Source organism: Vibrio aestuarianus (assembly GCF_012395185.1).
In the GTDB taxonomy this organism is placed as follows: domain Bacteria; phylum Pseudomonadota; class Gammaproteobacteria; order Enterobacterales; family Vibrionaceae; genus Vibrio; species Vibrio aestuarianus.
Genome location: NZ_JAAZTU010000009.1, coordinates 1 through 21,973, shown reverse-complemented (window position 1 = coordinate 21,973; position 21,973 = coordinate 1). Strand labels below are relative to the sequence as shown.

Annotated in this window: 21 protein-coding genes and 16 tRNA genes; 26 read left to right on the top strand and 11 right to left on the bottom strand. The window is 43.8% G+C overall.

All coding sequences use genetic code 11. The features are described from left to right. Positions 1-56: 56 nt before the first annotated feature. On the bottom strand, positions 57-1,139 hold the full coding sequence (locus tag HGG78_RS05910; RefSeq protein WP_172532313.1) for an AI-2E family transporter: 1,083 nt from the start codon (positions 1,137-1,139) through the stop codon (positions 57-59). Beyond that, complete coding sequence (locus HGG78_RS05905; RefSeq protein WP_053311904.1) at positions 1,140-1,367, bottom strand: sulfurtransferase TusA family protein; 228 nt, start codon at positions 1,365-1,367, stop codon at positions 1,140-1,142. A 197-nt stretch (positions 1,368-1,564) separates the two neighbouring features. On the opposite strand from HGG78_RS05905, the gene bepA reads away from it, so the two are divergent. The 4 genes from bepA to HGG78_RS05885 are packed head-to-tail and all read left to right on the top strand — an operon-like array spanning position 1,565 to position 4,399. Then, positions 1,565-3,019, top strand: a complete 1,455-nt coding sequence (gene bepA, locus HGG78_RS05900; RefSeq protein ID WP_420911132.1) for a beta-barrel assembly-enhancing protease — start codon at positions 1,565-1,567, stop codon at positions 3,017-3,019. 23 nt (positions 3,020-3,042) lie between these two features. Further along, positions 3,043-3,393, top strand: coding sequence for an arsenate reductase (glutaredoxin) (gene arsC / locus HGG78_RS05895; protein WP_053311906.1), 351 nt, complete (start codon positions 3,043-3,045; stop codon positions 3,391-3,393). Continuing rightward, positions 3,390-3,965, top strand: a complete 576-nt coding sequence (gene wrbA / locus HGG78_RS05890; protein WP_053311907.1) for an NAD(P)H:quinone oxidoreductase — start codon at positions 3,390-3,392, stop codon at positions 3,963-3,965. The genes arsC and wrbA overlap by 4 nt, the downstream gene beginning before the upstream one ends. A gap of 8 nt (positions 3,966-3,973) precedes the next feature. Beyond that, positions 3,974-4,399 carry a DUF2069 domain-containing protein gene (locus HGG78_RS05885; RefSeq protein WP_171822938.1) on the top strand — a complete coding sequence of 142 codons (426 nt, stop codon included), beginning with the start codon at positions 3,974-3,976 and terminating at the stop codon, positions 4,397-4,399. Positions 4,400-4,488: 89 nt separating this feature from the next. On the opposite strand, the gene HGG78_RS05880 is transcribed toward HGG78_RS05885, so the two are convergent. After that, positions 4,489-5,709, bottom strand: a complete 1,221-nt coding sequence (locus tag HGG78_RS05880; RefSeq protein ID WP_172532312.1) for a DUF2066 domain-containing protein — start codon at positions 5,707-5,709, stop codon at positions 4,489-4,491. A gap of 189 nt (positions 5,710-5,898) precedes the next feature. On the opposite strand from HGG78_RS05880, the gene HGG78_RS05875 reads away from it, so the two are divergent. Next, positions 5,899-7,158, top strand: coding sequence for a uracil-xanthine permease family protein (locus HGG78_RS05875; RefSeq protein WP_053311910.1), 1,260 nt, complete (start codon positions 5,899-5,901; stop codon positions 7,156-7,158). 46 nt (positions 7,159-7,204) lie between these two features. Here HGG78_RS05875 and ybaK read toward each other — a convergent pair whose 3' ends face one another. The 8 genes from ybaK to hemA form a co-directional block, all read right to left on the bottom strand. Next, complete coding sequence (gene ybaK, locus HGG78_RS05870; protein ID WP_172532311.1) at positions 7,205-7,681, bottom strand: Cys-tRNA(Pro) deacylase; 477 nt, start codon at positions 7,679-7,681, stop codon at positions 7,205-7,207. A gap of 104 nt (positions 7,682-7,785) precedes the next feature. Further along, on the bottom strand, positions 7,786-9,447 hold the full coding sequence (gene ushA / locus HGG78_RS05865; RefSeq protein WP_053311912.1) for a bifunctional UDP-sugar hydrolase/5'-nucleotidase UshA: 1,662 nt from the start codon (positions 9,445-9,447) through the stop codon (positions 7,786-7,788). A 399-nt stretch (positions 9,448-9,846) separates the two neighbouring features. Then, the gene (kdsA, locus tag HGG78_RS05860; protein WP_053311913.1) at positions 9,847-10,698 is read right to left on the bottom strand and encodes a 3-deoxy-8-phosphooctulonate synthase; all 852 of its coding nucleotides are present in this window, start codon (positions 10,696-10,698) and stop codon (positions 9,847-9,849) included. Between the two features lie 23 nt (positions 10,699-10,721). Continuing rightward, positions 10,722-11,531, bottom strand: coding sequence for a SirB1 family protein (locus HGG78_RS05855; protein WP_053311914.1), 810 nt, complete (start codon positions 11,529-11,531; stop codon positions 10,722-10,724). 18 nt (positions 11,532-11,549) lie between these two features. Then, on the bottom strand, positions 11,550-11,933 hold the full coding sequence (locus HGG78_RS05850) for a SirB2 family protein (RefSeq protein ID WP_172532310.1): 384 nt from the start codon (positions 11,931-11,933) through the stop codon (positions 11,550-11,552). 11 nt (positions 11,934-11,944) lie between these two features. Continuing rightward, entirely contained in the window at positions 11,945-12,799 is an 855-nt protein-coding gene (gene prmC, locus HGG78_RS05845) for a peptide chain release factor N(5)-glutamine methyltransferase (protein ID WP_172532309.1), read from the bottom strand. A gap of 4 nt (positions 12,800-12,803) precedes the next feature. Beyond that, on the bottom strand, positions 12,804-13,892 hold the full coding sequence (gene prfA, locus HGG78_RS05840) for a peptide chain release factor 1 (protein ID WP_053311917.1): 1,089 nt from the start codon (positions 13,890-13,892) through the stop codon (positions 12,804-12,806). A gap of 28 nt (positions 13,893-13,920) precedes the next feature. Beyond that, positions 13,921-15,180, bottom strand: a complete 1,260-nt coding sequence (gene hemA / locus HGG78_RS05835; RefSeq protein ID WP_053311918.1) for a glutamyl-tRNA reductase — start codon at positions 15,178-15,180, stop codon at positions 13,921-13,923. Between the two features lie 162 nt (positions 15,181-15,342). Between hemA and lolB the strand changes: the two genes are divergently transcribed. The 21 genes from lolB to HGG78_RS05730 all read left to right on the top strand — a co-directional run bounded on the left by lolB (position 15,343) and on the right by HGG78_RS05730 (position 21,960). Continuing rightward, the gene (gene lolB / locus HGG78_RS05830; RefSeq protein WP_172532308.1) at positions 15,343-15,957 is read left to right on the top strand and encodes a lipoprotein insertase outer membrane protein LolB; all 615 of its coding nucleotides are present in this window, start codon (positions 15,343-15,345) and stop codon (positions 15,955-15,957) included. Next, positions 15,954-16,820: a 4-(cytidine 5'-diphospho)-2-C-methyl-D-erythritol kinase gene (gene ispE / locus HGG78_RS05825; protein ID WP_172532307.1), complete on the top strand. Its 867-nt coding sequence runs from the start codon at positions 15,954-15,956 to the stop codon at positions 16,818-16,820. The genes lolB and ispE overlap by 4 nt, the downstream gene beginning before the upstream one ends. A gap of 59 nt (positions 16,821-16,879) precedes the next feature. Beyond that, complete coding sequence (locus HGG78_RS05820) at positions 16,880-17,824, top strand: ribose-phosphate pyrophosphokinase (protein ID WP_053311928.1); 945 nt, start codon at positions 16,880-16,882, stop codon at positions 17,822-17,824. A 146-nt stretch (positions 17,825-17,970) separates the two neighbouring features. Next, positions 17,971-18,561, top strand: coding sequence for an aminoacyl-tRNA hydrolase (gene pth, locus HGG78_RS05815; protein WP_168521393.1), 591 nt, complete (start codon positions 17,971-17,973; stop codon positions 18,559-18,561). Between the two features lie 10 nt (positions 18,562-18,571). Next, a complete protein-coding gene (gene ychF, locus HGG78_RS05810; RefSeq protein WP_171981290.1) occupies positions 18,572-19,663 on the top strand; it encodes a redox-regulated ATPase YchF in 1,092 nt (363 codons plus the stop codon). Positions 19,664-19,955: 292 nt separating this feature from the next. Next, a tRNA-Met gene (locus tag HGG78_RS05805) sits at positions 19,956-20,032 on the top strand. A gap of 51 nt (positions 20,033-20,083) precedes the next feature. Continuing rightward, positions 20,084-20,168: transfer RNA gene (locus tag HGG78_RS05800), tRNA-Leu, on the top strand. A 25-nt stretch (positions 20,169-20,193) separates the two neighbouring features. After that, a tRNA-Gln gene (locus HGG78_RS05795) sits at positions 20,194-20,268 on the top strand. A gap of 77 nt (positions 20,269-20,345) precedes the next feature. Continuing rightward, positions 20,346-20,422: transfer RNA gene (locus HGG78_RS05790), tRNA-Met, on the top strand. A gap of 45 nt (positions 20,423-20,467) precedes the next feature. Further along, positions 20,468-20,552 (top strand) — tRNA-Leu (locus HGG78_RS05785). A gap of 23 nt (positions 20,553-20,575) precedes the next feature. Continuing rightward, positions 20,576-20,660 (top strand) — tRNA-Leu (locus tag HGG78_RS05780). Between the two features lie 25 nt (positions 20,661-20,685). Then, positions 20,686-20,760 (top strand) — tRNA-Gln (locus tag HGG78_RS05775). Positions 20,761-20,844: 84 nt separating this feature from the next. Continuing rightward, positions 20,845-20,929: transfer RNA gene (locus tag HGG78_RS05770), tRNA-Leu, on the top strand. Between the two features lie 25 nt (positions 20,930-20,954). After that, positions 20,955-21,029 (top strand) — tRNA-Gln (locus HGG78_RS05765). A gap of 84 nt (positions 21,030-21,113) precedes the next feature. Then, positions 21,114-21,198 (top strand) — tRNA-Leu (locus HGG78_RS05760). Between the two features lie 10 nt (positions 21,199-21,208). Beyond that, a tRNA-Met gene (locus tag HGG78_RS05755) sits at positions 21,209-21,285 on the top strand. 52 nt (positions 21,286-21,337) lie between these two features. Beyond that, positions 21,338-21,422: transfer RNA gene (locus HGG78_RS05750), tRNA-Leu, on the top strand. A 25-nt stretch (positions 21,423-21,447) separates the two neighbouring features. Next, a tRNA-Gln gene (locus tag HGG78_RS05745) sits at positions 21,448-21,522 on the top strand. Positions 21,523-21,606: 84 nt separating this feature from the next. Further along, a tRNA-Leu gene (locus HGG78_RS05740) sits at positions 21,607-21,691 on the top strand. Between the two features lie 25 nt (positions 21,692-21,716). Then, positions 21,717-21,791: transfer RNA gene (locus tag HGG78_RS05735), tRNA-Gln, on the top strand. An 84-nt stretch (positions 21,792-21,875) separates the two neighbouring features. Next, a tRNA-Leu gene (locus HGG78_RS05730) sits at positions 21,876-21,960 on the top strand. Positions 21,961-21,973 lie beyond the last annotated feature (13 nt).

Sequence of the window (21,973 nt, the reverse complement as noted above, 5' to 3'; positions counted from 1 at the left end):
CCTAACTAATGATAGTTAGGGTCAATTTTTATGAAACTATTTATTTAACTCATTGTTCATACTGAAGTTGATTTGATGTCAGGATCTGAATCATCGGTGCTTGGCAAAGCATGCCAAACCGCTTTAACCAATGTCGCTAGTGGAATCGCAAAGAACACTCCCCAAAAGCCCCACAAACCACCGAACACGAGTACTGCCACAATAATAGCTACAGGATGAAGATTGACCGCCTCTGAAAAGAGCACCGGAACTAACACGTTACCATCTAAAGCTTGAATAATGCCATAAGCAATGAGCAACGTATAAAACGGTGGAGTAACGCCCCATTGAAACAAGCCTACAATCGCAACCGGTACAGTTACCGCTGCAGCTCCAATGTAAGGAATTAATACCGATAGTCCAACCGCGACAGCCAATAGAACAGAATAACGTAAATCTAGTATGGCAAAGGTCACGTAACTAACCCCACCGACAATCAATATCTCTAATACTTTGCCACGGATATAGTTGGTGATTTGCTGGTTCATCTCCTGCCAAACTCTGGTCGCTAGTTTTCGGTTTCGAGGCAGTAAACCACTCGCTATTCGCAGCATCTCATTTTTATCTTTGAGCAAGAAAAATAGCAGTAATGGCACTAAAATCAGATACACACCTAATGTGGCTAAGCTGACCAAGGATGCCAAAGAACCTTTAAGTACACTTTCACCCATTCCTAGAGCTTGATTTTTCGCGTTGCTGATCACTGATTCAACAATTTGTAAATTAGCCAATTCAGGATAACGTTCTGGGATAGAAACGATAAACTTCTGCAAACCTGCATACATGTTGGGAATGTCATTGATCAGGTTGCCAACTTGCTGCCAAATCGTCGGAACTAAGCCAAAAATAGCCAGAAGCATTAAACCGACAAAGAGTAAAATAACTAAGATAACCGAGACAGTTCTAGGAATATTCAAGCGGCACAGTTGTATCACTGGCCATTCCAAAAGATACGCCAAGACTATAGCGACCAACAACGGTGCAATAAGATGACCAAAGAAATAGATAGTAATGAAACCAAAAAATAGAATGGCAACCAGACTAACGGCATGAGGGTCAGAAAAACGTCTTCGATACCAACGACTTACCATTTCGAGCATTTAATCAAGTCCTTTCATTATTTTTAACGAAAAATTACAGGATACCGTTTCAATCCGGCAAGAAAAACCATTGCTAGTTAAATACTTTTCTATATCTTGCTTAGAACCAGAGTCTGCGATCAAAATAGTCAACTCATCGCCATACTTCATTTGAGCAGTGTGACGTTTCGCAAGTAATAAAGCCATAGGGCAACGCTGTTGACGTAAATCCAGAATATTTGGTTCCATTCTGACGCTCAATGCTTAATATAGGCCTGCTATTGTATCGGTTTTTTACTGGTACGTCAGTGTTTATCCAAACACGAAAACTGGTAGGATCAATCTTGTTTTGTAACCATTTACATTCATGATTTGAAATTGGAAACCAATCACTACTTTCAATGTCTTACAAACAAGATGATTATGGAGTATCACTGAACAATATGATGTTTAAACGCGCTCGTTCTCTACTTTGTCTTTGTGTCGCTGCGACAATCAATGTGCCAGCAATAAGTTACGCAGACACCATTGAGTTACCGGATATCGGCACCGTTGCAGGTTCAACCCTAACGATTGATCAAGAGCTGATTTATGGTGATGCTTACATGCGCATGCTTCGCAATAGTCAGCCTATCGTTAACGATCCCGTTATCAACGAGTACATTGATAACCTCGGACACAAGTTGGTCGCTAACGCGAATGACGTCAAAACACCATTTACTTTCTTTATGATCCGAGATCGCAATATTAATGCGTTTGCCTTTTTTGGTGGGTACGTTGCCTTACATTCGGGTTTATTTTTGCATGCTCAATCTGAAAGCGAGTTAGCTTCGGTGCTTTCTCACGAAATAGCCCACGTGACGCAGCGACACCTGGCTCGTAGCATGGAAGAACAAGCTCGGCGCTCCCCGGCAAATATTGCGGCGCTGGCCGGTTCATTATTGTTAGCCATTGCCGCTCCTGAAGCGGGTATTGCCGCGATTACCGCAGCAACGGCAGGCAGCATGCAAAGCCAAATCAATTATACACGGAGTAATGAAAAAGAAGCAGACCGTTTTGGAATTGCAACCTTAGCTAAAGCAGGCTTTGAAGCGCAAGCCATGCCAAGATTCTTTGGCCGCTTAGCTGATGAATATCGTTACGCGAGCAAACCACCACCAATGCTTCTAACTCACCCTCTGCCAGAAGACCGCATTACTGATAGCCGTGAGCGAGCACAACATTATCCACCACTACGCTTGCAGCCATCACTGGATTATCATTTAACACGATCTCGGATTGTAGCCCGTTATGCTGGGATTGATGCCGAAGCAGCACTAGATTGGTTTACTCGCACCGAGAAAAAAGCAGCGCCAGACCTTTCATCGGCCTTTCAATATGGTAAGGCTTTAGTGTACTTAGACAGTAAACAGCTGGATAAATCAGCCGCCATTTTGAGCAAGCTGATCGCCCAAGACCCGAATAATAACTTTTATCTTGATGCTATGGCAGACCTTGAAATCGCTGAAAACCAAGCGGCAAAAGCGCAAATTCTGTTAGAAAAAGCGCTCCAACAAAAACCGAACAATCCAACGCTGATGATTAACTACGCCAATAGTTTGTTAAGACAAAATAAACTCGCAGAAGCGGTGCGAGTATTACAGCGTTATACCCACGACAACCCTAACGATGTCAACGGGTGGAGTTTGTTGTCCGAAGCAAATATCAGTATAGGCAATAGCCAAGAAGATCTTGCTGCGCGAGCCGAGTTACTTGCACTAAGAGCAAACTGGAATAAAGCTATTCAGTATTACACCCAAGCTAGCCAACTCGCCAAATTAGGCAGCCTAGAACAAGCTCGCTATGATGCGCGTATAGACCAATTAATGGTTCAACGTGACCGATTCTTATCACTCCAATAATTACAAAATCACTAGGAGAAAACATGTCAGTCGTGATTTATCACAACCCAAAATGCTCAAAAAGCCGTGAGACACTCACTCTACTCGAAGCTCGAAATATTGAGCCAGAGATCGTCAAATATCTCGATGAAACACTCACTGTTGAACAACTAAAAATACTGTATGCTCAACTCGGTATAGAGCAAGTTCGAGCGATGATGCGTACCAAAGAGGCTCTTTATAAAGAACTCGATCTTGGGAATCCATCACTTAGCGACGAGCAACTTTTTGAAGCGATGGTTGCCAATCCAAAGCTAATTGAACGTCCTATTGTCGTGGCTAATGGAAAAGCACGCCATGGCCGCCCACCAGAGCAAGTTCTTGAAATTTTATGAGTAATAAGATTGTCGTGCTCTACTACAGTAGACACGGCTCAACTCAGGCACTGGCAAGGCAAATCGCTCGCGGTATTGAATCGCAATCAGGCTGTGAAGCCATACTGCGAACCGTGCCCGAAATTGAAAATCATAGCCACCAGCCCAAAGACCCGTACCTTACACTTGATGAACTCAAAGAGTGTGATGGTTTGGCTTTTGGTAGTCCGGTTTGGTTTGGCAATATGGCCGCTCCGCTCAAACATTTTTGGGATCAAACCACACCGCTCTGGGTCAGTGGCGCATTAATTGACAAACCAGCTTGCGTCTTTACTTCTTCATCATCACTGCATGGTGGTCAAGAAACGACGCAACACAGTATGTTATTACCATTAATGCACCACGGCATGTTGATTGTTGGCATTCCTTATTCGGAACCAACACTACATACTACAACATCTGGTGGAACACCTTATGGCGCAAGCCATGTGGCAGCAGAAAGTGCTCAACTCTCAACTCAAGAAAGTGAATTAGCACGCCATTTAGGACAAAGGCTGGCCACGATTGCAAGCCGATTAAAGGATAGATTATGACGGCAGATATGATGCCACGCACCAAACAATTTCGTTGGTTAGCATTACTCGGAAACTTATCGTTATTGGTATGGGTTGTGTTATGGCAGTACTCACTCTCTCCTCACCAACATCTCAATAATGCCACTTTGGCTATTGCTTGGGGCATTCCCTTGCTATTACCTTTACCTGGGATATTAGCTGGAAAACCGTACACTCATGCATGGGCTAACTTTGTTTTAATGCTCTACTTTCTGCACGCACTCACATTGATTTACGTCGATGGTGGAGAACGCTGGTTGGCCGTTATCGAGCTTATTCTTACTTTTGCGGCATTTTTAGGTAATATCCTTTACGCTCGTCACCGAGGCAAAGAACTGGGCTTGAAGCTCAAACGTCTGTCTGAAGTTGAAAAGCAAGAAAAAGCGAACTTTGGCCAACAAACAGAAAAGTAACACTTAAAACTTTAGTGGTTTATATACAAAAAAGAGCCTTAAATTAGGGCTCTTTTCGTTTGTACATCTCATCAGATTACTGTGTTGAATTACTCACGCCATGAAAAATAAAGTGTATTCTCAACTGGAGGCGTAGGTTGCAAAGTAGATGCCCCTTCAGTCTCTTGCAACATTTGCGAATCAAGTACTTGATTATCATTTGCTACGCTTGTATCAGGTTGAGAAACTTCTGATTCAGCAAGAGAAGAGTCACTGGTGACAGGCGCTATAGCATCGACAACATCAGCCTGTTCTGTATGACTGACTACATCGAATTGGTTGGTCATTTCGATTTTATTGACCGTCCCCATCCGTAGTACTTCCTGCTCAAAATCTTGCTCCGTTGCCAGAAGGTGTACTTTAAAGACGATCGATTCCCCTTGAATTCTTAAAATATCAAGCGAAGCAACGGAACTTAGGCTTTTTAATTTGTTTTCTAAGGTGAAGAAATCAACCGCATCATTAATATTACTAAAGCTGGCTAATACTGATGATGAAGACTCACTAGAGACCATCACTGAACTTTTATCTGCATAATAATTACTTAACTGATCAACCATCTCGGCAACGGCGTTAGAGCCGGAAGCTTGTCCAGAAACTGGAGCCTGAGGGATTTGCACCATTTGCCCGGCTTGTTGATCGTAAAGATTCCAGCGAACATTGTTGCCTTGCACACGAACAACCACAATAGAGTCAGTCGGGTAACGCTCACTTGCTGCACTGATAGGTTGCACAAAGCCTCCCCAAAGATCAGACACTTCAACGCCCGTGATATCGTCAAAATCGCCAACAGGGATCGTAATCGGTAACCCTCGGTTATCTGCCGCGATTTTTAGTTGCTGCATCCTCGGTGTATCAGAGTGCTCCCAAGCAATAGTGCGATCGTACCCTGACTCTTCAATAAGCCATACCAACACATTAGCGCGGTTTTCTGGCCAAAATGGTAGCTGAGCTTGTGTTAATAGAGAACGGATATGTGGGGCACTAAATCCCATTTTGATGGTGGATTGTGAATCGTTTTGAGCATAACTAATTTGCGCTAAATATTGAGAGTGCTGCCTTAAGGCTTTTTGGATAACCTCATTATTCACTGAGCTTTTATCACCGGAAGCTCGAATAATGACTTGCTCCATACCCTTTACTCGAGCTTTATCGTCTGCATTGGTTTGCTCTTGGTCAATAGTGATCTCTGAATGGTATAAATCGACCTTCGTCAAGGCATAAGCGGGGAGAGTCATTAAGCTCATCACCAACATAGCTAAATAGCGCATACTGTTCCTACGATCTGTTTTGTGAATGTCGATGATAAGCAACTATCTCTATCTCGGCAAGGAATCCACTTCAGGATACGGTGATAATTCAGACAAAGCTGATGACTTTCTTTGATCTAGTTTCCATGGCAATCGTTTGCAAAAGTGATAGAATCCTGCAAATTTTTATTTTGCTGCAGGGAAATCATCATGAAAAATGCCATTCAAGGCGCTCAGATGCTCTTCGTCGCATTTGGTGCATTAGTTCTTGTTCCGTTATTAACCGGGCTTGATCCTAACGTTGCACTATTTGGCGCAGGTGTCGGTACTCTTTTATTCCAACTTATTACACGCCGCTCAGTTCCAATCTTCTTAGCGTCTTCATTTGCGTTTATTGCACCAATTATGTTTGGCATCCAAACTTGGGGTGTGGCAGCCACTATGGGTGGTTTAGTTGCCGCTGGGGTTGTGTATGTCATTATGGGCGCGGTCATTAAAGTTCGTGGCGTTGAGATTATCCACAAACTACTTCCACCAGTTGTTGTTGGCCCTGTAATCATGGTTATCGGGCTTGGTCTTGCTCCGGTTGCTGTAAACATGGCTCTTGGAAAAACAGGCGATGGTGCGGTTCAATTGGTTAATGCCGATGTGGCAATGTGGATTTCCTGCGTTTCATTGATCACGACCATCACCATTAGTGTCTTTGCTAAAGGCTTCCTAAAACTTCTTCCTATCTGTGGCGGTATTTTTGCTGGCTATCTTTTAGGATTGTATTTCGGTGTTGTTGACTTTACGCCTGTAGCACAAGCTGCCTGGCTCTCTATGCCAAACTTCACTTTTCCTGAATTCAACATCAACGCCATTCTATTTATGATCCCTGTCGCTATTGCTCCTGCGGTAGAGCACGTAGGTGACATGTTGGCAATTTCGAACGTTACAGGTAAAAACTATATTAAAAAGCCAGGGCTACATCGCACGATTACTGGCGACGGTATTGCTACCATCGCAGCTTCCATGCTGGGCGCGCCACCAAACACGACTTACAGTGAAGTGACCGGTGCTGTGATGCTGACCAAAGCTTTTAACCCAGTCATCATGACATGGGCAGCTATCACCGCTATCGTATTAGCTTTGGTGGGTAAACTCGGTGCTCTGCTACAGACTATCCCTATTCCGGTAATGGGCGGTATTATGATTCTGCTCTTTGGATCAATTGCGACCGTAGGCCTCAATACATTAATTAAAAACCACGTTGACCTGCATAAGTCTCGTAACTTGGTTATTGTTGCGGTAACACTGGTTTTTGGTATTGGTGGTATGGCATTTGGTATTGGTGAGTTCAGCCTACAAGGTGTTAGCCTTTGTGGTATCGTAGCGATTGTACTGAACCTTATTCTTCCTCATGACTTGGGCGAAAATCACGTGGTTGATAATGCTCAAATGGAAGAAGATATTGACGTAAAAGGTTAAGCTTCCTTTTGATACGGCCTCGATATCGAGGCCGTTATTTTTTCAATTATTCCTGACACAATTCGACAAATTCCCCCCGCGTAAGCATAGCGAGATCGCTTGGTGCCAATTCTATTTCTAAACCTCTTTTTCCTGCGCTGACACAAATAGTTGGCTGATCTTTTGCACTGATGTGAATAAAGGTGGGTAGTGCCTTTTTTTGTCCAAGCGGGCTAATTCCCCCTACCACATAGCCTGTCGTTTTCTGCGCAATATCTGGGTTGGCCATCTCAGCCTTCTTCGACTTTGCAGCTTTCGCCGCTCGTTTAAGATTCAGTTTATGATCGACTGGAATGATCGCTACGGCAAGGTTCTTCGCTTCACCGTTTAAACAAAACAGTAAGGTTTTAAATACTTTTTTTGGATCTTGTCCCAATACTTCAGCAGCTTCTAATCCATAACTGCTGTGGTTTGGATCATGCTGATATTGATGGATGGTGTGAGGGATTTGTTTCTTTTTAGCCAAATCAATAGCAGGTGTCATGGGGTTATCTCGTGATTACAACAAACAGCAATAAAAAAGCGATGCCTAAACATCGCCTTTAGTTAAAATGATTGCTGAGTTTGAGTCAAACTCTTTATTGGCTATTACTTATAGACCATTTCACCCATTGGCGCATATTGGTTTACATCAATTGGGCTGTTAGCTTCTAGGTAGTCTTTCAACACTTCAGCATCGACAAAGCCTGTGTTTACATAACCAGGATGGCCAGAAATTTTAGGATAACCATCACCACCAGCAGCATTGTAGCTTGGTACAGTGAAACGGTAGGTTTTGTCTAGGCGCAATTGCTTATCACCAATAACAACGTTTGACACTTTACCATCTGATACCGTCATTGAGATACCCGCAAATTGAGCGTAGGCACCAGAATCAACCGGCTTAGTTGCAACCACATTGAGGTAATCCAGAACTTCAGCACCAGTCATATCGGTATAAGTCAGAATATTAGCAAACGGCTGTACTTTCAGAACGTCTTTATAAGTTACGTTACCTGCATCAATCGAATCACGGACACCACCTGAGTTCATTACTGCAAAATCAGCTTTTGCACGCTCCATATGCGCCGTTGCAATCAAACGCCCTAAGTTCGTTTGTTGGAAACGAACGACATTGCGGTCACCTTCCAATTTGCCGTTAGTTTCAGCAATTTTCACGCCTAACTGCGCCTGACCTTGCTCTTGGTATGGACGCAAGAAGTTCAGCATTTCTGCATCTTCAGCGATTTGCTCTTGAATAAAGACGCGCTGGCTTTCACCATTCACTTTGACTTTCTTCTTCAAGTTCACCGGAATCAGGTTATAACTCACCATGTTTAGCTCGCCATTACGGAATTCGTAATCAGCACGACCTACGTATTTACCCCATTCATGCGCTTGGACAATATAAGTCCCGTTTTGCATGTCTGGCTTACATTCGTCGCCAGGCTTAAAGGTTTTACTGACAACGTTAGGGCCTTCCATACATACAGGCTCTTGCGAGTGACCACCGACGATCATGTCAAGTGAACCTTCATCTAGGTAGCGAGCCAATGCAACATCACCAGGAGCATTAACACCACGTTGACCATTTTCATAGTGACCCATATGCGTCACAGCAAAAATAAGATCAGGCTTTTCACTTTTCTCAATCTCAGCAATGAGTTTCTTAGCTTCTTCTTTTGGATCACGGAACTCAATACCACCGATAAACTCAGGGTTGCCGATTTTTGCTGTATCTTCCGTCGTCAAACCGATAACAGCAATTTTCACGCCTTGCTTATCAAACATTTGGTACGGTTGGAATAAGCGCTTACCCGTCGCTTTATCGTAAATATTGGCAGACAACATTGGGAAATTCGCCCACTCTTTTTGCTTGAATAGCACATCAAGTGGGTTATCAAATTCGTGGTTACCTAACGCCATTGCGTCGTAACCAATTTTGCTCATGCCTTTAAAATCAGGCTCTGCATCTTGCAAGTCCGACTCAGGAACACCGGTGTTAATATCACCTCCAGAGAGAAGAAGAACACTGCCACCTTGAGCTTCAATTTCAGAACGAAGATCATCAATCAGCGTCTTACGTGCAGCCATACCATACTCACCATATTTATTTTGCCAGAATCGGCCATGGTGATCGTTGGTGTGAAGAACAGTCAATTTGTAAGTCGTGTCCTGTTGCCATTCGTGAGTTGGTTGAGTTGCACAACCCGCTAGGGTTGCAAGAATTGCTGCGCTGAGCGCTGTTTTTAGAATAAGGCGTTGTTTCATTGTCATACCTTTGAACTTTAGTTAACCACTGCATGTGAAGGTGTCATTGACCAACCACTTGAAAAGTCAAGGCTAGCCGCACCGATAAAACTTGAACCAGTTTAAATTAACACGTCACACGTGACAGCTCGATTTCATATTTATGTAGAATTGATCACTATAAAACGATAAAAAAAGTGTAACGGTTCACGCTAGTTACACATCATATTCCAATAGATCACAGGCAATCGTTTTACTGATATAGCGGGCAAAAACCGAGGTAATGAGAACGGTATTACAAAATAAACAGACTTAGAAAACATCAGATAAAAAATTGACCACCAGAATGGCGGTCAAAAAATAGGCTAATTGAATACTTGCCTCATGATATGTAGCGTTATCGATGTATAACCGATAGCGCTATTTAATCTCGATATGTGCAAAGCTCTTGATCAAATCATCGAGCGCTTTCATTTGCGCTAAAAATGGCTCAAGTTTATCCAACGGTAATGCTGACGGTCCATCACAACGCGCTTTATCAGGATTCGGGTGAGCCTCAATGAAAAGACCAGCAATACCGGTTGCTAGACCAGCTTTAGCTAATTCAACCGTTTGTTCACGTCGGCCTCCAGAAGCTGCACCAGATGGATCGCGCATTTGCAATGAATGGGTAACATCAAAAATGATTGGACTGCCGTTTGTCACATTTTTCATCACGCCAAAACCTAGCATGTCGACAACGAGGTTATCGTAACCATGACAAGCACCACGTTCACAAAGAATGACTTTGTCATTGCCACATTCAGCAAATTTCTCAACAATGTTGCCTACTTGTCCAGGGCTCATAAACTGTGGTTTTTTAACGTTAATAACAGCACCAGTTTTAGCCATTGCTTCCACTAAGTCAGTCTGACGAGCAAGAAACGCAGGAAGTTGGATAACATCGACAACCTCAGCAACAGGTTTGGCTTGAGCTTCGTTATGAACATCAGTAATGATTTTCACACCAAACGTATCTTTTAGCTCTTGAAAGATTTTCATCCCTTCTTCTAAGCCCGGACCACGGTAGGAATGCACTGAACTGCGGTTCGCTTTATCAAAAGAGGCTTTAAAAACGTAAGGAATTCCTAATTTTTCAGTCACTTTTACGTAATGCTCACAGATTTGCATTGCTAAATCACGTGATTCAAGCACGTTCATTCCAGCAAACAGAGTAAACGGTTTATCGTTAGCTACTGGAATATCACCAACGTGGACGATTTTTTGTTCCATCTTATTTCTCTCTTATTTGGCCGTTAATGCAGCGTAATCGCTCTAGTGCTTAATGCATCAACTTGGTTTTTTAGTAATTCTGCTGCCGGATCATTTGGGCAGTTATCAATAAAGTATTGGTAATCCGATAGCGCAATTTGATGACAGTCTAGCTGTTGATAGATAAAACCTCTATCGCGGATCTCGTAAGGGTCATCAGGAACAAACGTCAATGCTAGGTCTGTACAACGCAAAGCCAAAGTATAGTGTTCTTCCCTTAGTAGTGCGCTTTTAAGTAATGCTAGCCAACGGCCAATTATAGTTGGGTTGTCTGCGACTTCTAAGTGCTTGGGAGTTAGCTTAAAACGAGTGCCTTTATGACCAATGAGCCATGCTTTTAGCGTATGTAAGGACACCGTTTCACCGCTAAAAGGATTAATGTAGATCGGCGCTTCACCAGGCCAGCGCAATTCTAATAAAAACTGAGTTGGAAAAGTAATTCCCTGTAGTGGGAAGCCTAATTTACTCGCAAAATAAAGCAGTATCGCCCCAAGGCTCACGGGAATACCTTTACGTCGTTCAAGCACTTTATCAATGAAAGCATTTCGCGATTCATAGTAGGTGTCACGATCACCAGTAAATCCCCACTCGTGATAGAAAAGACGCAATAATACCTCAAAACGCTGTTTTTCATCGCAGACTTGCGCCAAGGCCTGTTTCGCATCCGTCAATAGACGCGCTAGCTCTTGCTCTGCCCATATCTCTTTTGTCTCAGGGTTGACTGCTTTATTTAATGCAAGTGCACCTTCAACCAATTCCATGGCATCAAAATCTTCGTCGAACAATTCAAACATACTGTTGCTCTAATGCTATCAACCGAAAAACATAGGGGTTTTGGTTACGGCAATTTTGCCAGCCATTACAAGCCAACCCAAAGCCCCGAAAAATGCGAAACTACGTAGTAACTTATTGCGACCTAATTTCAAGGCAAAGAAACCTAACGCAATGTAGGCTAAAACACAGGTCAATTTCGTTGTCATCCAAGGTGCTGCTGGAGTGAATGGAATGAAACCAGACATCACCACCAAAGCTATCCCTGACAGTAGTAATAATGAATCAACAATATGTGGGAAACGTTTTAGAAATGGATGTTGTAACCAAGTTGAATTGGCCATCATCAAGCCATAACGCACCGAAAGCAGTAACGCACTGATACCAATAGTGAGTAGATGAAAATGTTTTAATCCTTCGTACATATTATTCTCTCTTATAAACACCGATATTGACCGAGTGTCACTCGATCGTTACCAGCGTAATCCTTTTCTGTCACTACGTTATGATAACCCAGTGATACCAATATCTCTCTTACGGCTTGACCTTGATCGTAGCCATGTTCAAACACCAACCAAGCCTGAGGTTGCAAATAACCACGAGCATATTCGGTAATGTATTTGATGTCAGCTAAACCATTATCTTCGGCCACTAAAGCACTTAAAGGCTCGAAACGTACATCACCTTGAGTCAAATGCGGATCATTTTCTTCGATATAGGGTGGGTTTGAGACAATCAAAGCAAACTTTGTACCGGGCTCAATAGGTTCAAACCAGCTACCTTGTAAAAAAGTGACGTTAGTAATAGCCAAACACTGTGCATTCTCTGTCGCCAAAGCCTGTGCTTCTGGACGTAAATCAACGCCAACCACTCTGCGCCCTGGCAGTTCAGAGGCAAGCGCAAGCGCAATCGCCCCAGTGCCGGTACCAAGGTCAAGGATATCACCATCAATCTGATTGCTTTTAGCTAACGCCACCTCAACCAAACGTTCGGTATCCGGGCGAGGAATTAAGGTTGATGGCGCAACCTTGAGCGGCAATGACCAAAACTCACGCTCTCCGACAATATAGGCAATAGGCTCGCCAGCAAAACGACGACTCAACAGCTGCTCGAAATGCTGTTGCTGCTCTGCTGCCAATAACTTTTCTGGCCACGTTAATAAGTATGAACGTGGTTTGTCGAGCACATGACACATCAGAACAGCGGCATCGACAGAAGGTGAATCACTACCGCTTTCTTGGAGTTGAGTCGTTGCCGCTTTCAGAGCAATTTCAATGCTAGGTGTAGACATCGAATTAGTTTTGGTCCGCTAACGCAGCAAGTTGATCAGCTTGGAATTCTTGAATGATTGGATCAATCAAACTTTGCAAATCACCTTCCATCACTTCGTTTAAGCGGTAAATAGTTAAGTTAATACGGTGGTCTGAAACACGGCCTTGTGGGTAATTATAAGTACGGATACGGTCACTACGGTCACCAGAACCCAATAAGTTACGACGGGTATCTGATACTTCCGCAGCACGCTTGGCTTCTTCGGCTTTAGCGATACGCGCAGCAAGTACTGCCATCGCTTTCGCTTTGTTCTTATGCTGTGAGCGCTCATCTTGGCACTCAACCACTGTTCCTGTTGGTAAGTGAGTAATACGAATAGCAGAATCGGTGGTGTTAACGTGCTGACCACCCGCACCAGAAGAGCGAAAGGTATCAATTTTCAAATCACTGGCTTTGATTTCTGGCAGTTCCGCTTCTGGGATCTCAGGCATGATCGCAACCGTACATGCAGAGGTATGTACACGACCTTGAGATTCTGTCGCAGGAACGCGCTGTACGCGGTGACCACCAGACTCAAACTTCAATACGCCATAAGCACCGTCGCCGCTCACTTTAGCGATCATTTCTTTATAACCACCATGTTCAGCGTCACTGGCCGACATCACTTCAATACGCCACCCTTTTTTCTCTGCATAGCGGCTGTACATGCGGAATAGATCACCAGCGAAAATCCCAGCTTCATCACCACCTGCGCCAGCACGAATTTCAAGGAAGCAGTTACGGTCATCATTTGGATCTTTTGGTAACAATAGAATTTGTAATTCATCCGTCAGTTTTTCAATCGCGGCTTTGGCTTCCTTGATCTCTTCTTGAGCCATTTCGCGCATTTCTGCATCATCTTCTTTAGTCATCTCTTCAGCAGCAAGCAGATCTTCTTGCGCTTGCTGATAGGCTTGAAAACACTTAGTGACTTCTTCAAGCTGAGAGTACTCTTTAGACAAAGTACGGAATTTATTTTGGTCACCAATGACGGTTGGATCACCAAGTAGATGTTGAACTTCTTCATAACGCTCAACAAGGGATTCAAGCTTAACTAAAATCGACGCTTTCATAGTTTCTTCTTTAACTCGGAATGACGGATTAGCGAGGGTCGTCTAGACCCAAACTTTGTCTAATAATGGCCAATTTAGCCGGTTCACCTAACTCTGCCGCACTTTGCAGTGCTCGAGTTGGTATATGGATTAATTTGTTGGTGAGCTTGTTGCTAAATTCAAGTAACACTTTTTCAGGATCTGCCCCTGCAGCCAATGCTTGTAAGCTTTTGGTCAGCAGTTCTTCACGAACTTCGTTCGCGGAGTGACGGTATTCTCTTATGCTGTCAACAGCCTGTAAGGAGCGCATCCAACTCATAAAGGCTGCACTTTCTTCGCTGACTATCGCTTCAGCTTGAATCGCTTCAACCTTACGCTGCTGCATATTGCTGTCGACGATCGACTGCAAGTCATCAACGGTATACAAATACGCATCACTCAAATCACCCACTTGCGATTCAATATCACGAGGAACCGCGATATCGATCAATAGCATAGGCTGATGACGACGAGCTTTGATCGCCGTTTCCACCATCCCTTTACCGATAATCGGTAGCGGGCTTGCAGTGGAACTGATCACAATATCGGCATGCGCGAGATAGTCAGGAATTTCATTAAGAGCAATCACTTCAGCCGCAAATTGATTCGCCAAATTCATCGCTCGCTCACGAGTTCGATTAGCCACGATCATACGTTTGCAATTATGCCCAGCCAAGTGTTTCGCAACTAATTCAATAGTTTCGCCAGCCCCCACTAACAGCACGGTTGAATCTGAAAGAGATTCAAAAATCTGTTTTGCTAACGTGCAAGCGGCATACGCAACCGAAACAGCGCTGCCACCAATTTCAGTTTCAGTGCGCACACGTTTCGCGACAGAAAATGCTTTTTGGAAAAGTTTTTCAATCGCAGAATCTGCCGCGTTATTGTCGCGCGCATCAGAATAGGCTTGTTTCACTTGTCCTAAAATCTGTGGTTCACCTAAAACGAGAGAATCTAAACCACAGGACACACGCATCAAATGGCGAATCGCCGCCTGCTCTTCATGAATGTACAAGCTCGGTTTTAGCTCTTCAGGACTCACCTGATGAAACTGAGATAACCAATCAATAACCTTACTTTTGCTTGATGATTTCACATCACAATAAATTTCAGTTCGGTTGCAGGTAGACAAAATAACGCTACCTTCGACGCTGGAACTGGATGCCAGCTGCTGTAAGGCATCTGACAATTTATCAGGGCCAAACGCCACTTTTTCTCGCAGTTCTACCGACGCTGTATTGTGATTAATTCCAATAGCAAGCAAGGACATCTATAGAAGGTTCTCAGATTCATGAAATAGAAATAGGTGCGGAATTTTACTTTATGCCCTGTTTTAATGAAAGGGCAACAGGGATTTGTTTTCCCGACTTCGTGAGATCAATGATATAGTAATGCTGTTTTTACCCTTTAACTGCGTAAATAACGAGCATACATGAATCACGTTAAACGACTTATTGTCGCCTTCTTTACTTTCGGCGTTCTCTTTGGCTGTTCAAGCCTACCTGAACAGATAACCTCTGTTGAATGGCAGTCACATCAGCAGCAGTTACAGAAAATCACTCAATATCAAGTTTCCGGCAAGTTAGGTTACATCTCACCACAACAGCGACAATCTCTGAACTTTTTCTGGCAAAAGCAGCAAGATAGCAGCCAGTTACGTCTATCTACCTTTCTTGGGCAAACCGTACTGAATTTATCTATCACTCCACAAGGTGCCACCGCAGAAACGTATGACGACCAAGTATTAAGCGCTGTAAATGTCGATGCGCTAGTCTATCAACTCACGGGGTTAGAAATCCCAATTGAACAGTTACAATATTGGCTATTAGGGTTGCCCAATCAAGCCGATAGCTACCAACTCAATGACTCAAATACTCTAGCATTTTTAGATAAAACCATTGCTGCAACACCATGGCATTTAGATTATCAACAATACCAATTTCAACAATTTGCCGACCAAACCATTCCACTACCGAGCAAAATGAAATTAAAACAGGCAAATACATCATTAAACATTGTTATCTCTAAATGGATATTGACACCATGATAACCAAAGCAACACGTTGGCCTTCTCCAGCAAAACTTAACTTATTTCTTTATATCACAGGGCAAAGAGATAACGGCTATCACGAACTTCAAACTCTGTTTCAATTTCTCGACTTTGGCGATGAACTCACCATCACGGCAAATTTATCGGGGGAAATTACGCTAACACCAAACCTTCCAGGAGTCTCATTAACGGATAATTTGATCTGGAAAGCAGCAAATGCATTACAAAAACAGACTAACTGTTCATTTGGTGCTGATATCCAATTAACTAAAGTACTACCGATGGGCGGTGGTATTGGTGGCGGCTCTTCCAATGCCGCGACGGTTTTAGTTGCGCTCAATTATCTATGGCAAACTCATTTAACTGATGCAGAACTTGCCGAAATTGGCCTGCATCTTGGTGCCGATGTGCCCGTTTTTGTGCATGGCTTCGCTGCGTTTGCCGAAGGTGTTGGTGAAAAACTGACCCAAACTGAACCTGATGAAAAAGTTTACCTAGTGATTCGACCGAATGTCAGCATTGCAACCAAAGATATATTTTCTCACCCACAATTGATAAGAAACACGCCAAAGCGAGAGCTAGCAACGCTTCTTGAACTACCTTACGAAAACGATTGCGAAAAAATTGTCCGAATGCTGTACCCAGAGGTTGATAAGCAACTTTCATGGCTGCTACAATACGCGCCGTCAAGATTGACTGGGACAGGGTCTTGCGTTTTTGCAGAATTTTCCAGCAAGAAAGAAGCTAAGTCTGTCCTTGCTAAACTTCCTGACACCGTCTCTGCGTTTGTCGCCCTCGGGCGTAACATTTCGCCACTGAAAGAGACGCTGGCTGAATACCAATCGGCCCAATATCGATGATAAATGTCGATATAAACCCAACCTATTTAAAAACTGGACGCAACCCTGAGGTTTCCACCGTGCCTGATATGAAGCTATTTGCTGGTAACGCCACACCTGAACTAGCCCAACGTATTGCTGAACGTCTATACATCTCTCTTGGTGATGCTACTGTTTCTCGCTTTTCTGACGGCGAAGTTGCAGTGCAAATCAACGAAAATGTTCGTGGTAGCGATGTATTTATTATTCAATCTACTTGTGCTCCTACTAATGACAACCTAATGGAATTAGTAGTGATGATTGATGCAATGCGCCGTGCTTCAGCAGGCCGTATTACTGCTGTCATCCCATATTTTGGTTATGCTCGTCAAGATCGCCGTGTGCGTTCTGCCCGTGTACCAATCACTGCAAAAGTTGTTGCAGATTTCCTTTCTAACGTTGGTGTTGACCGCGTTCTCACTATCGACCTACATGCAGAGCAAATCCAAGGCTTCTTCGATGTACCAGTTGACAATATCTTCGGTACCCCGGTACTGCTTGAAGACATGAGATCTCGCGGTTTAGAAGATCCAGTTGTCGTATCACCTGACCTTGGTGGCGTGGTTCGCGCTCGTGCAACAGCAAAAGCGCTTGGTGACATCGATATCGCTATTGTTGATAAACGTCGTCCACGTGCAAATGTTTCAGAAGTGATGAACCTTATCGGGGATGTTGAAGGCCGCGACTGCGTTATCGTTGATGATATGATCGACACCGGCGGTACACTATGTAAAGCAGCAGAAGCACTTAAAGAGCGTGGAGCAAAACGCGTATTTGCTTACGCAACTCACGCTGTATTCTCTGGCAATGCTGCGAAAAACATCAAGAACTCAGTGTTAGACCAAGTAATCGTTACTGACTCTATTACTCTATCTAAAGAGATGGCAGCAACAGGTAAAGTGACACAACTAACGCTATCAAGCATGCTTGCAGAAGCTATTCGTCGCATTAGTAACGAAGAATCTATCTCGGCAATGTTTAACTAAACCGCGTTTAGTTACTAACAGAACACATCTATTAAGCACTTCATGTCAAAATGGAGTGCTTTTTTTATCTGTTATTTTCGCGTCTCGCACCATCTCTATTTTGTGCTATCATACCGCGCTTTTGATATTCCTAAGAGATCCTAACCTTGAGTCAACAAATCAAACTCCTTGTTGGACTGGCGAATCCTGGTCCTGAATACGCCAAAACCAGACACAATGCTGGCGCTTGGGTAGTAGAAGAGTTAGCCCGAGTACACAATGTTACACTGAAAAATGAAGCCAAATTCTTCGGACTTACTGGCCGTATTCTAGTTAACGGTGAAGATCTACGTTTACTTATCCCGACAACTTTCATGAATTTATCGGGTAAAGCCGTTGCTGCTGTGGCTAAGTTTTATCAGATCAAACCTGAAGAAATAATGGTCGCACATGATGAACTCGACCTACCGCCCGGTGTCGCTAAATTTAAAATGGGTGGTGGTCATGGTGGGCACAATGGGCTTCGCGACACGATTAGCAAACTGGGGAATAGCAAAGATTTCTATCGTCTTCGGATCGGCATTGGTCATCCGGGGCACAAAGATAAAGTAGCAGGCTATGTTTTAGGTAAGGCACCAGCCAAAGAGCAAGAGTGCCTAGAAGCCGTAGTAGATGAATCCGTTCGCTGCTTCGATATTTTACTAAAAGATGGTTTAACTAAAGCACAAAATCGCTTACATACGTTCAAAGCAGAATAAGGTTACAGTCATGGGTTTTAAATGTGGCATAGTTGGTCTACCAAACGTGGGCAAATCAACATTGTTTAATGCACTTACTAAAGCGGGTATCGAAGCTGCAAACTTCCCGTTTTGTACTATCGAGCCAAACACCGGTGTGGTTCCAGTTCCAGACCTTCGTCTTGATGCTCTGGCAAAAATCGTAAATCCTGAGCGTATTCTACCGACCACGATGGAATTCGTAGATATCGCAGGCCTTGTTGCTGGTGCATCTAAAGGTGAAGGCTTAGGAAATAAATTCCTGGCTAACATCCGTGAAACTGACGCTATCGGCCACGTTGTTCGTTGTTTTGAGAATGAAAACATCGTGCACGTTGCAGGTAAAGTTTCACCGATTGAAGATATTGAAGTTATCAACCTAGAACTAGCACTGGCTGACCTAGATAGCTGCGAACGAGCAATGCAACGCCAAGCAAAAAAAGCTAAAGGCGGTGATAAAGATGCTAAATTTGAACTAGCTGTTCTAGAAAAACTTCTGCCAGTTCTTACTGAAGGTGGCATGGCTCGTACGGTTAATCTTTCAAAAGAAGAATTAGTAGCGGTCGGTTACCTGAATTTCCTAACGTTAAAACCAACCATGTACATCGCAAACGTTAGTGAAGACGGTTTCGATAACAACCCGTATCTTGATGCTGTGCGTGAATTTGCTGAAAAAGAGAATAACGTTGTTGTTGCTGTATGCGCGGCCATTGAATCAGAGCTTTCTGAACTTGACGATGAAGATCGTGAAGAATTTTTAGAAGATCTCGGCATTGAAGAACCTGGCCTAAACCGCGTGATCCGTTCTGGTTATGAACTACTGACTCTACAAACCTACTTTACAGCAGGTGTTAAAGAAGTTCGAGCATGGACAATTCCTGTCGGTGCAACCGCGCCACAAGCAGCGGGGAAAATTCACACCGACTTTGAACGCGGCTTCATTCGAGCTGAAGTGGTTGGTTACAATGATTTCATCCAATATAACGGTGAAAGCGGCGCAAAAGAAGCAGGTAAATGGCGTCTTGAAGGTAAAGATTACATCGTAAAAGATGGCGATGTTATCCACTTCCGTTTCAACGTGTAAATAACTCGTTAATCAGTGTTTAACACCCCTTTAAAAGCCAGCAGTTTGTGTTGGCTTTTTTGTTTTTTCTACAAAGCAGACCTTCCCGTGAGGCCTAGTAAAAACAAATAAGATTGCCGTATTAGTGCCTGTTTTTGATCACAAACACGTCTCTTTGTTCAAAAAAAGTTCGAACGGCTATTTTCAGAGAATTTATTCAAAAAAACTATTGACGCTCCTAAGCCATATCCGCATAATGCGCTCCGTTCTCAACGTTAAGCAAAACTTAAAAAAGAGAGCAAAAAAGGAAAATGGCTACGTAGCTCAGTTGGTTAGAGCACATCACTCATAATGATGGGGTCACAGGTTCGAATCCCGTCGTAGCCACCATTTCCTAAGTGTTTTTTCTGAACTTTCAGAATGAAAACCTTTAGGAAAGTTGCGGAAGTGGCGAAATTGGTAGACGCACCAGATTTAGGTTCTGGCGCCGCAAGGTGTGAGAGTTCAAGTCTCTCCTTCCGCACCATTATTTAGATGAGTTATCATCTTGCAGGGCTATCGCCAAGCGGTAAGGCAGCGGCTTTTGATGCCGCCATCCCCTGGTTCGAATCCAGGTAGCCCTGCCATTTTCAAAAGTGTTGTATTTGAAAAAATATTGGCACTCGGATTGAGATTGTATTATATTGTCTCGCTCCAAAAACATGGCTACGTAGCTCAGTTGGTTAGAGCACATCACTCATAATGATGGGGTCACAGGTTCGAATCCCGTCGTAGCCACCATAATTCAGTTATTCGCGTTAGCGGGTAGCTTATAGATATCGAGCTGCGGAAGTGGCGAAATTGGTAGACGCACCAGATTTAGGTTCTGGCGCCGTAAGGTGTGAGAGTTCAAGTCTCTCCTTCCGCACCATCTCGATTATCTAACAATAATTTGCGGAAATGGCGAAATTGGTAGACGCACCAGATTTAGGTTCTGGCGCCGCAAGGTGTGAGAGTTCAAGTCTCTCTTTCCGCACCATTATTTAGATGAGCAATCATCTTGCAGGGCTATCGCCAAGCGGTAAGGCAGCGGCTTTTGATGCCGCCATCCCCTGGTTCGAATCCAGGTAGCCCTGCCATTATTTAAATGGTTAGCTTTAACACGCTGAACATGACAACGATTGGTTGGATCTCCAATTTCCAGTTAATCTACAGAATAAGTTGCGGAAGTGGCGAAATTGGTAGACGCACCAGATTTAGGTTCTGGCGCCGCAAGGTGTGAGAGTTCAAGTCTCTCCTTCCGCACCATTATTTAGATGAGCAATCATCTTGCAGGGCTATCGCCAAGCGGTAAGGCAGCGGCTTTTGATGCCGCCATTCCCTGGTTCGAATCCAGGTAGCCCTGCCATTATTTAAATGGTTAGCTTCTATAAGCTGAACATGACAACGATTGATTGGATCTCCAATTTTCAGTTAATCTACAGAATAAGTTGCGGAAGTGGCGAAATTGGTAGACGCACCAGATTTAGGTTCTGGCGCCGCAAGGTGTGAGAGTTCAAGTCTCTCCTTCCGCACCATTGTTTTAATGGCTACGTAGCTCAGTTGGTTAGAGCACATCACTCATAATGATGGGGTCACAGGTTCGAATCCCGTCGTAGCCACCATATACAACGATTAATTGGATATCCAATTTCCAGTTAATCTACAGAATAAGTTGCGGAAGTGGCGAAATTGGTAGACGCACCAGATTTAGGTTCTGGCGCCGCAAGGTGTGAGAGTTCAAGTCTCTCCTTCCGCACCATTATTTAGATGAGTAATCATCTTGCAGGGCTATCGCCAAGCGGTAAGGCAGCGGCTTTTGATGCCGCCATTCCCTGGTTCGAATCCAGGTAGCCCTGCCATTATTTAAATGGTTAGCTTTAACACGCTGAACATGACAACGATTGATTGGATCTCCAATTTCCAGTTAATCTACAGAATAAGTTGCGGAAGTGGCGAAATTGGTAGACGCACCAGATTTAGGTTCTGGCGCCGCAAGGTGTGAGAGTTCAAGTCTCTCCTTCCGCACCATTATTTAGATGAGCAATCATCTTGCAGGGCTATCGCCAAGCGGTAAGGCAGCGGCTTTTGATGCCGCCATTCCCTGGTTCGAATCCAGGTAGCCCTGCCATTATTTAAATGGTTAGCTTTAACACGCTGAACATGACAACGATTGATTGGATCTCCAATTTCCAGTTAATCTACAGAATAAGTTGCGGAAGTGGCGAAATTGGTAGACGCACCAGATTTAGGTTCTGGCGCCGCAAGGTGTGAGAGTTCAAGTCTCTCCTTCCGCACCATTATTTAGATGAG

Coding starts and splice junctions, on each gene's coding strand:
- HGG78_RS05910 (WP_172532313.1), bottom strand. CDS start 1,139: ATGCTCGAAATGGTAAGTCGTTGGTATCGAAGACGTTTTTCTGACCCT.
- HGG78_RS05905 (WP_053311904.1), bottom strand. CDS start 1,367: ATGGAACCAAATATTCTGGATTTACGTCAACAGCGTTGCCCTATGGCT.
- bepA (WP_420911132.1), top strand. CDS start 1,565: ATGTTTAAACGCGCTCGTTCTCTACTTTGTCTTTGTGTCGCTGCGACA.
- arsC (WP_053311906.1), top strand. CDS start 3,043: ATGTCAGTCGTGATTTATCACAACCCAAAATGCTCAAAAAGCCGTGAG.
- wrbA (WP_053311907.1), top strand. CDS start 3,390: ATGAGTAATAAGATTGTCGTGCTCTACTACAGTAGACACGGCTCAACT.
- HGG78_RS05885 (WP_171822938.1), top strand. CDS start 3,974: ATGATGCCACGCACCAAACAATTTCGTTGGTTAGCATTACTCGGAAAC.
- HGG78_RS05880 (WP_172532312.1), bottom strand. CDS start 5,709: ATGCGCTATTTAGCTATGTTGGTGATGAGCTTAATGACTCTCCCCGCT.
- HGG78_RS05875 (WP_053311910.1), top strand. CDS start 5,899: ATGAAAAATGCCATTCAAGGCGCTCAGATGCTCTTCGTCGCATTTGGT.
- ybaK (WP_172532311.1), bottom strand. CDS start 7,681: ATGACACCTGCTATTGATTTGGCTAAAAAGAAACAAATCCCTCACACC.
- ushA (WP_053311912.1), bottom strand. CDS start 9,447: ATGAAACAACGCCTTATTCTAAAAACAGCGCTCAGCGCAGCAATTCTT.
- kdsA (WP_053311913.1), bottom strand. CDS start 10,698: ATGGAACAAAAAATCGTCCACGTTGGTGATATTCCAGTAGCTAACGAT.
- HGG78_RS05855 (WP_053311914.1), bottom strand. CDS start 11,531: ATGTTTGAATTGTTCGACGAAGATTTTGATGCCATGGAATTGGTTGAA.
- HGG78_RS05850 (WP_172532310.1), bottom strand. CDS start 11,933: ATGTACGAAGGATTAAAACATTTTCATCTACTCACTATTGGTATCAGT.
- prmC (WP_172532309.1), bottom strand. CDS start 12,799: ATGTCTACACCTAGCATTGAAATTGCTCTGAAAGCGGCAACGACTCAA.
- prfA (WP_053311917.1), bottom strand. CDS start 13,892: ATGAAAGCGTCGATTTTAGTTAAGCTTGAATCCCTTGTTGAGCGTTAT.
- hemA (WP_053311918.1), bottom strand. CDS start 15,180: ATGTCCTTGCTTGCTATTGGAATTAATCACAATACAGCGTCGGTAGAA.
- lolB (WP_172532308.1), top strand. CDS start 15,343: ATGAATCACGTTAAACGACTTATTGTCGCCTTCTTTACTTTCGGCGTT.
- ispE (WP_172532307.1), top strand. CDS start 15,954: ATGATAACCAAAGCAACACGTTGGCCTTCTCCAGCAAAACTTAACTTA.
- ychF (WP_171981290.1), top strand. CDS start 18,572: ATGGGTTTTAAATGTGGCATAGTTGGTCTACCAAACGTGGGCAAATCA.